Origin of the sequence: Microbacterium sp. 5K110 (assembly GCF_005774735.1) — a bacterium.
GTDB lineage: Bacteria > Actinomycetota > Actinomycetes > Actinomycetales > Microbacteriaceae > Microbacterium.
The window spans coordinates 25668-31817 of sequence record NZ_VBUM01000038.1 but is presented as its reverse complement, the minus strand read 5'-3'; the positions used below and the strand labels follow the sequence as shown (position 1 = coordinate 31817).

Sequence of the window (6150 nt, the reverse complement as noted above, 5' to 3'; positions counted from 1 at the left end):
CCCGAGACCCTCCGCCCCGCGGCGACCGCTCCCCGTGTCGCGATCGTCGGGTCGGGCCCGGCCGGCTGCTTCACCGCGCAAGCCGTGCGCCGCTCCTTCCCCGGGGCCGAGATCGACGTGTTCGACCGCCTGCCCGTGCCGTACGGTCTCGTGCGCTACGGCGTGGCCGCCGACCACCAGGGCACGAAGTCGGTGGCGCGGCAGTTCGACCGCCTCTTCACCGACGAGGGCGTGCGGTTCCACGGCGGTGTCACCGTCGGCGAGCACGTTTCGCTCGATGAGCTGCGCGCAGCGTTCGATGCCGTGGTGCTCGCCTCGGGGCTGTCGACGGACGCGCACCTGGCGGTGCCCGGCGGCGATCTCCCGGGAATCGTGGGTGCCGGAGCGCTGACCCGGCTGCTCAACGGCCACCCCGATCACCACCGGGATCACGTGTCACTCGGCCGCCGGGTGGTCGTCGTCGGCCACGGCAACGTCGCCCTCGATGTCGTGCGGCTGATCTCGCGGACGAGCGCGGACCTCGAGGGCAGTGACGTCGACGACGCCGTGCACGAGGGTCTGGCCGGGGATGTCCGCGTCGTGCACGTCGTCGGACGTTCCGCACCGCAGAACGCGAAATTCGATCCCGTCATGGTGCGCGAGCTCGCCGGCCTCGCGGGCGTCGGGCACACGGTGCACGGCACCGACCTCGCCGCCGTCCCCGAGGGCAAGGATGCGCGCGTCGACGCCGTCCGCGCGCTGGAGGCCGCAGTCGACGGGAACGCGCGGGTGCAGGTGCACTGGTGGTTCGGGCTCGCTCCGGAGGCGATCGAGGGGACGACGGCGGCGGAGACGGTGGTCTTCCGCGGCGTCTCCGGAGAGGTGCGTCTCGATGCCGATGCCGTGGTGACCGCCGTGGGGTTCTCCGCCGATGCCTCGACGCTCGTCGAGCCCGGCGCGCACCCCGACGGGCGGGTCGAGCCTGGGCTGTATGTGGCGGGATGGTTGCGGCGGGGGCCGCGCGGCACGATCCCCGACCAGCGCTCCGACTCCCGCGCCCTCGCCCGCGCGCTCGCCGACGATCTCGCCTCGGGCGCGATCACCGCAGCAGCGGAGGGCGTCGACGCCCTCGACCTGCCCGCCCGCGTCGACTTCGACGGGTGGCGACGCATCGACGTGCGCGAGACGCTCAGCGCCGCCCCCGGCCGCGTCCGCGCGAAGCTGCGCACGCTCGATGACCTGCGTGCGGCCGCGGCCGACCTGTCGATCATGCTCCCGACCGTCGACGCGGCCCGCACCGACGCGGGTGGGGGAGAGGGGTGCGGACCCGTCACGATCCTCTTCGGCACCGAGTCGGGCAACGCCGAGCTGGTGGCCGAAGACCTTGCACGCCACCTCGGCGACCGCGCCGACACGAGGGTCATCGACCTCGGCGACCTGGAGCCCGTCGACCTCGACCCCGAGCGCCTGCACCTGATCGTCTGCTCGACGTACGGTGACGGCGAACTCCCCACCAACGTCCGGGGGCTGCGCGAGCGGCTGCTGTCGGAGCGGCCGGAGCTCGCCGGCATCCGGTATGCGGTGTTCGGTCTCGGCGATCGCAGCTACAGCAAGACGTATTCGCGCGGCAGTGAGATGATCGACGAGGCGCTCGCCGCATGCGGGGCGACGCGGGTCGGCGAGTACGGACGCCACGACGCCGGCGGGCCGCTGGATGCCGCCGAGGTCGCGCGCGAGTGGGCTGACGGCGTGCTCGCCGAACTCGCGGCCCGAGAACTCGTGGCCCGCTGATCCGGGATCGGGCGGCCGGCGGGGATCAGTAGCTGGCGCGCTCGGCGTCGTCGCCCCCGGTGGACCAGCGGGCCGCGAGGGCCTCCGATCCGCGGGCGAGGAGCGCGACGTCGGCTCCGACGAGGACGAAGGACGCCCCGGCATCCAGGTACGCCTGTGCCGTGGCGGGGTCGAAGGCGTTCACGCCCACCGGCTTCCCGGCCGCGCGGACGGCCTCGAAGGCGCGGAGCGCGGCGGCCACGACGTCGGGGTGCGTCTGCTGGCCGAGCAGACCCAGGGATGCCGCCAGGTCGCTCGGGCCGACGAAGACACCGTCGATGCCGTCCACCGCGGCGATCTCACCCGCGGCGTCCACGCCATCGGGCGTTTCGACCTGGACGAAGAGCGAGACGTGGTCATCGGCCCGGGCGAGGTAGTCGTCGACGCGGTTCCACCTGGCCGATCGGGCGAGCGCGGACCCCACGCCCCGGACGCCTCGCGGCGGGTAGCGCACCGCGGAGACGAGGTCGCGGGCCTGGGCGACCGATGACACCATCGGCACGAGGATGTTCTGGGCGCCGAGGTCGAGCACCTGCTTCAGGGTCACCGCGTCGCCGATGGGCACGCGCACCACCGGCGTCGCCGGGTAGGCGGCGATCGCCTGCAGCTGCGTGAGAACGGAGGTGAGTCCGTTGGGTGAGTGCTCCATGTCGACGAGGACCCAGTCGGTCCCGGAACCGGCGACGATCTCGGCCACCAGCGGGCTGCCCGAGCACACCCAGATCCCCGCCAGCGGACGGGGTGACGCGGCCAGGCGCTCGCGGAAGGTCGGGCTCAGACGAAGCGGCATGCGATCGTTCCCATCGGTCCGTAGTCGCACAGCACGCTATCGCCCCGCGACACCCACATCGGCCGGGTGAAGGAACCGGCCAGGATGATCTCGCCCGCTTCGAGACGAGCACCGTGCTGCGCGAACTTGTTCGCGAGCCAGGCCACCCCCGTGGCGGGGTGGCCGAGCACGCCGGCCGCCACGCCGGTCTCCTCGATCTCCCCGTTGCGCGAGAGCACGCCCGGCACCCAGCGGAGGTCGATCTCGTCGGGGCGCTTGTGCACGTCGCCGAGGACCATCGCCCCGTAGGCGGCGTTGTCGCTGATCGTGTCGACGATCGTGCGGCCCTCCAGCTCGATGTGCGAGTTCAGTACTTCGAGCGCCGGGACGGCGTAGTCGATCGCCGCGAGGGCATCGTCGAGCGTGCAGTCGGGGCCCTCGAGCGGCGTCTTGAGCACGAAGGCCAGTTCCACTTCGATGCGGACGTTGGAGAAGTGGTCCACGGGGATCTCGTCGCCCGAGCGGTACACCGTGTCGTCGAACATGACGCCGTAGTCCGGCTCGGTGATCCCCGTCGCCTGCTGCATCGCTTTCGAGGTGAGTCCGATCTTGCGTCCGACGAGCGTCCGACCGGCGGCGAGCTGCGTGTCGCGCCACATGCCCTGGATGGCATACGAGTCCTCGACCGTGGCATCCGGGTACCGCGCGGTGATGCGCGGAATCACGGAGTGCGCGCGGTCGGCCTCGGCGAGTTCCCTCGCGATCGCGCCGATCTGTGCGTCGCTGAGCATCACGTCCCTTTCTGTTTCTGTCAGCGCGCGAGGGGTCAAGAGGTGTCGCTTCAGGGCGTCTGCGGCGACAGATACTGACCCCTCACGCGCGTGAAGAGGGGGTTAGAGCTGGTGGCCCAGCTTGAATTCGGGGGAGGGGGTCTCCTCGGGGGCGCGGGTGTAGCTGAAGCCGTCGGCGCCGATCGTCACGGCCATCTCGCTCGAATCCGTGCGGGCGCGGACGGGCTGCGGGGTGCCGTCGAGGTCGAGCACGAGCGAGGCCTCGGTGTACCACGACGGCACGACGGGGTTGCCCCACCAGTCGCGGCGCTGGTTGTCGTGCACGTCCCACGTGATGACCGGGTTGTCGGGGTCGCCGGTGTAGTAGTCCTGCGTGTAGATCTCGACGCGGTGGCCGTCCGGGTCGCGCAGGTAGAGGTAGAACGCGTTCGAGACGCCGTGGCGGCCCGGGCCCCGCTCGATGGCATCCGACCGTCGAAGCGCGCCGAGCTTGTCGCAGATGGCGAGGATGTTGTGCTTCTCGTGCGTGGCGAAGGCGACGTGGTGCATGCGCGGGCCGTCGCCACCGGTCATGGCGGTGTCGTGCACGGTGGGCTTGCGGCGCATCCAGGCGGCGTAGACGGTGCCCTCGTCATCCTGGATGTCCTCGGTGACGCGGAAACCGAGCGACTGCATGAAGTTCACCGCCCGCGGAACGTCGGGCGTGACCTGGTTGAAGTGATCCAGGCGCACGAGCTCCCCGGGCGTGTGCAGGTCGTAGCGCCACGACAGGCGCTCGACGTGCTCGGTGGCGAAGAAGAACTCGTACGGGAACCCGAGCGGGTCCTCGACCCGCACCGAGTCGCCGATGCCCTTCGTGAAGCCGCCGGGGCGCCGCTCGACGCGGCATCCGAGCTCTTCGTAGAAGGCGACGGCCTTGTCGAGGTCTTCCGCGCTGCGCACGCGGTACGAGAACGCGGCGACGGCGGCGACGGAGCCCTGGCGCAGCACCAGGTTGTGGTGGATGAACTCTTCGGTGGAGCGCAGGTAGATCGCGTCGCCGTCTTCCTCGGTGACGTAGAGCCCCAGCACGTCGACGTAGAACTCCCGGGATGCCGCGAGGTCGGTGACCACGAGCTCCATGTACGCGCACCGCAGGATGTCGGGCGCGGGGGAGGACGGCGTGGGGATCGGATTCTCGGCCCGGATCGGGGCCTCCTGCGAGACGAAGAAGCCCGAGGAGGTGCGGGTCATCTGGTTGCGGTCGGTCATCTCAGGCTCCCTTGCCGAAAGTCGGGTTGTGGGTGGGGCCGAGCGTGATGTGCACGGCCTGCTGGTCGGTGTAGAAGTCGATCGAGCGGTAGCCGCCCTCGTGGCCGAGGCCCGAGGCCTTCACTCCGCCGAACGGGGTGCGCAGGTCCCGCACGTTGTTGCTGTTGAGCCACACCATGCCCGCCTCGACGTTCTGCGCGAAGGTATGGGCGCGCTTCAGGTCGTTCGTCCACACGTAGGCGGCGAGGCCGTACCTCGTGTTGTTGGCCAGGGCCAGAGCCTCGTCGTCGGTGTCGAACGGGGTGATCGCCACGACCGGCCCGAAGATCTCCTCCTGGAAGATGCGCGCGTCGGGGGCGACGTCGGCGAAGACCGTCGGGCGCACGAAGTTGCCCTCGGCGAATCCCTCGGGGCGGCCACCGCCGGCGACGAGGCGCCCCTCGGTCTTGCCGAGCTCGACGTACGACATGACCTTGTCGTAGTGCTCGGGGTGCACGAGCGCGCCCACCTCGGTGTCGGGGTCGTCGGGGTAGCCGACCTTCACGCGCTCGGCCTGTGCGGCGTAGCGCTCGACGAAGGAGTCGTAGACGTCGCGCTGCACGAGGATGCGGCTGCCCGCGGTGCAGCGCTCGCCGTTGAGGGAGAACACCCCGAAGATGGTCGCGTCGATCGCGGCATCCAGGTCGGCATCGGCGAAGACGATCGCCGGGCTCTTGCCGCCGAGCTCCATCGACAGGCCCTTCAGGAAGGGCGCGGCGTTGGCGAAGATCAGCTGCCCCGTGCGGCTCTCGCCGGTGAACGAGATCAGCGGGACGTCGGGGTGCTTCACGAGCGCGTCGCCGGCGTCCTCGCCGAGACCGTTGACGAGGTTGAACACGCCCTCGGGGAGCCCCGCCTCTTCGAAGATGCCGGCCCACAGGGATGCCGACAGCGGTGTGAACTCGGCGGGCTTGAGCACGACGGTGTTGCCGGTGGCGAGGGCCGGGCCGAGCTTCCACGACTCGAGCATGAAGGGCGTGTTCCACGGCGTGATGAGCCCGGCGACGCCGATCGGCTTGCGGTTGACGTAGTTGAGCTGGCGTCCGGGAACCTTGAACGCGTCGTCGGTCTGGGCGACGATCAGGTCGGCGAAGAAGCGGAAGTTCTCGGCGGCCCGACGGGCCTGGCCGAGGGCCTGCGTGATCGGCAGACCCGAGTCGAACGACTCGAGCTCCGCGAGGCGCTCGTCGCGCGACTCGACGAGGTCGGCGATGCGGTGCAGCACGCGGGAACGCTCGCGGGGGAGCATGCGCGGCCACGGGCCGTCCGTGAAGGCCCGGCGTGCGGCGGCGACGGCGAGGTCGATGTCGGCCTTCTTGCCGGCCGCGGCCCGCAGGTAGGTCTGGTTGGTGACCGGGTCCAGCACGTCGAACGTGTCACCGTCGACCGAGTCGACGAACGCGCCGCCGATGTAGTGCTGGATGTGGTCCGGCAGATCGGCCGGGATGCGGCGCGTCGCGGTCTGCGTGTCGCTCATGGGATTGCTTCTCC

Annotated in this window: 5 protein-coding genes; 1 reads left to right on the top strand and 4 read right to left on the bottom strand. The window is 70.9% G+C overall.

Annotated elements, in window-relative coordinates; translation table 11 throughout:
- A partial coding sequence (locus FE256_RS10215; protein ID WP_171024291.1) for a flavodoxin domain-containing protein occupies positions 1–1770 on the top strand: 1770 nt, incomplete at its 5' end.
- 25 nt (positions 1771–1795) lie between these two features.
- Here the strand turns inward: FE256_RS10215 and FE256_RS10210 are convergent.
- From FE256_RS10210 to hpaE, 4 genes are all read right to left on the bottom strand, one after another.
- A complete protein-coding gene (locus tag FE256_RS10210) occupies positions 1796–2599 on the bottom strand; it encodes an HpcH/HpaI aldolase family protein (protein ID WP_138175296.1) in 804 nt (267 codons plus the stop codon).
- Complete coding sequence (locus FE256_RS10205) at positions 2584–3369, bottom strand: fumarylacetoacetate hydrolase family protein (protein WP_138175294.1); 786 nt, start codon at positions 3367–3369, stop codon at positions 2584–2586. Before FE256_RS10205 ends, FE256_RS10210 begins: the two co-directional genes overlap by 16 nt.
- A gap of 102 nt (positions 3370–3471) precedes the next feature.
- The gene (gene hpaD, locus FE256_RS10200) at positions 3472–4620 is read right to left on the bottom strand and encodes a 3,4-dihydroxyphenylacetate 2,3-dioxygenase (protein ID WP_138175292.1); all 1149 of its coding nucleotides are present in this window, start codon (positions 4618–4620) and stop codon (positions 3472–3474) included.
- 1 nt (position 4621) lies between these two features.
- A complete protein-coding gene (gene hpaE, locus FE256_RS10195; RefSeq protein WP_138175290.1) occupies positions 4622–6136 on the bottom strand; it encodes a 5-carboxymethyl-2-hydroxymuconate semialdehyde dehydrogenase in 1515 nt (504 codons plus the stop codon).
- Positions 6137–6150 lie beyond the last annotated feature (14 nt).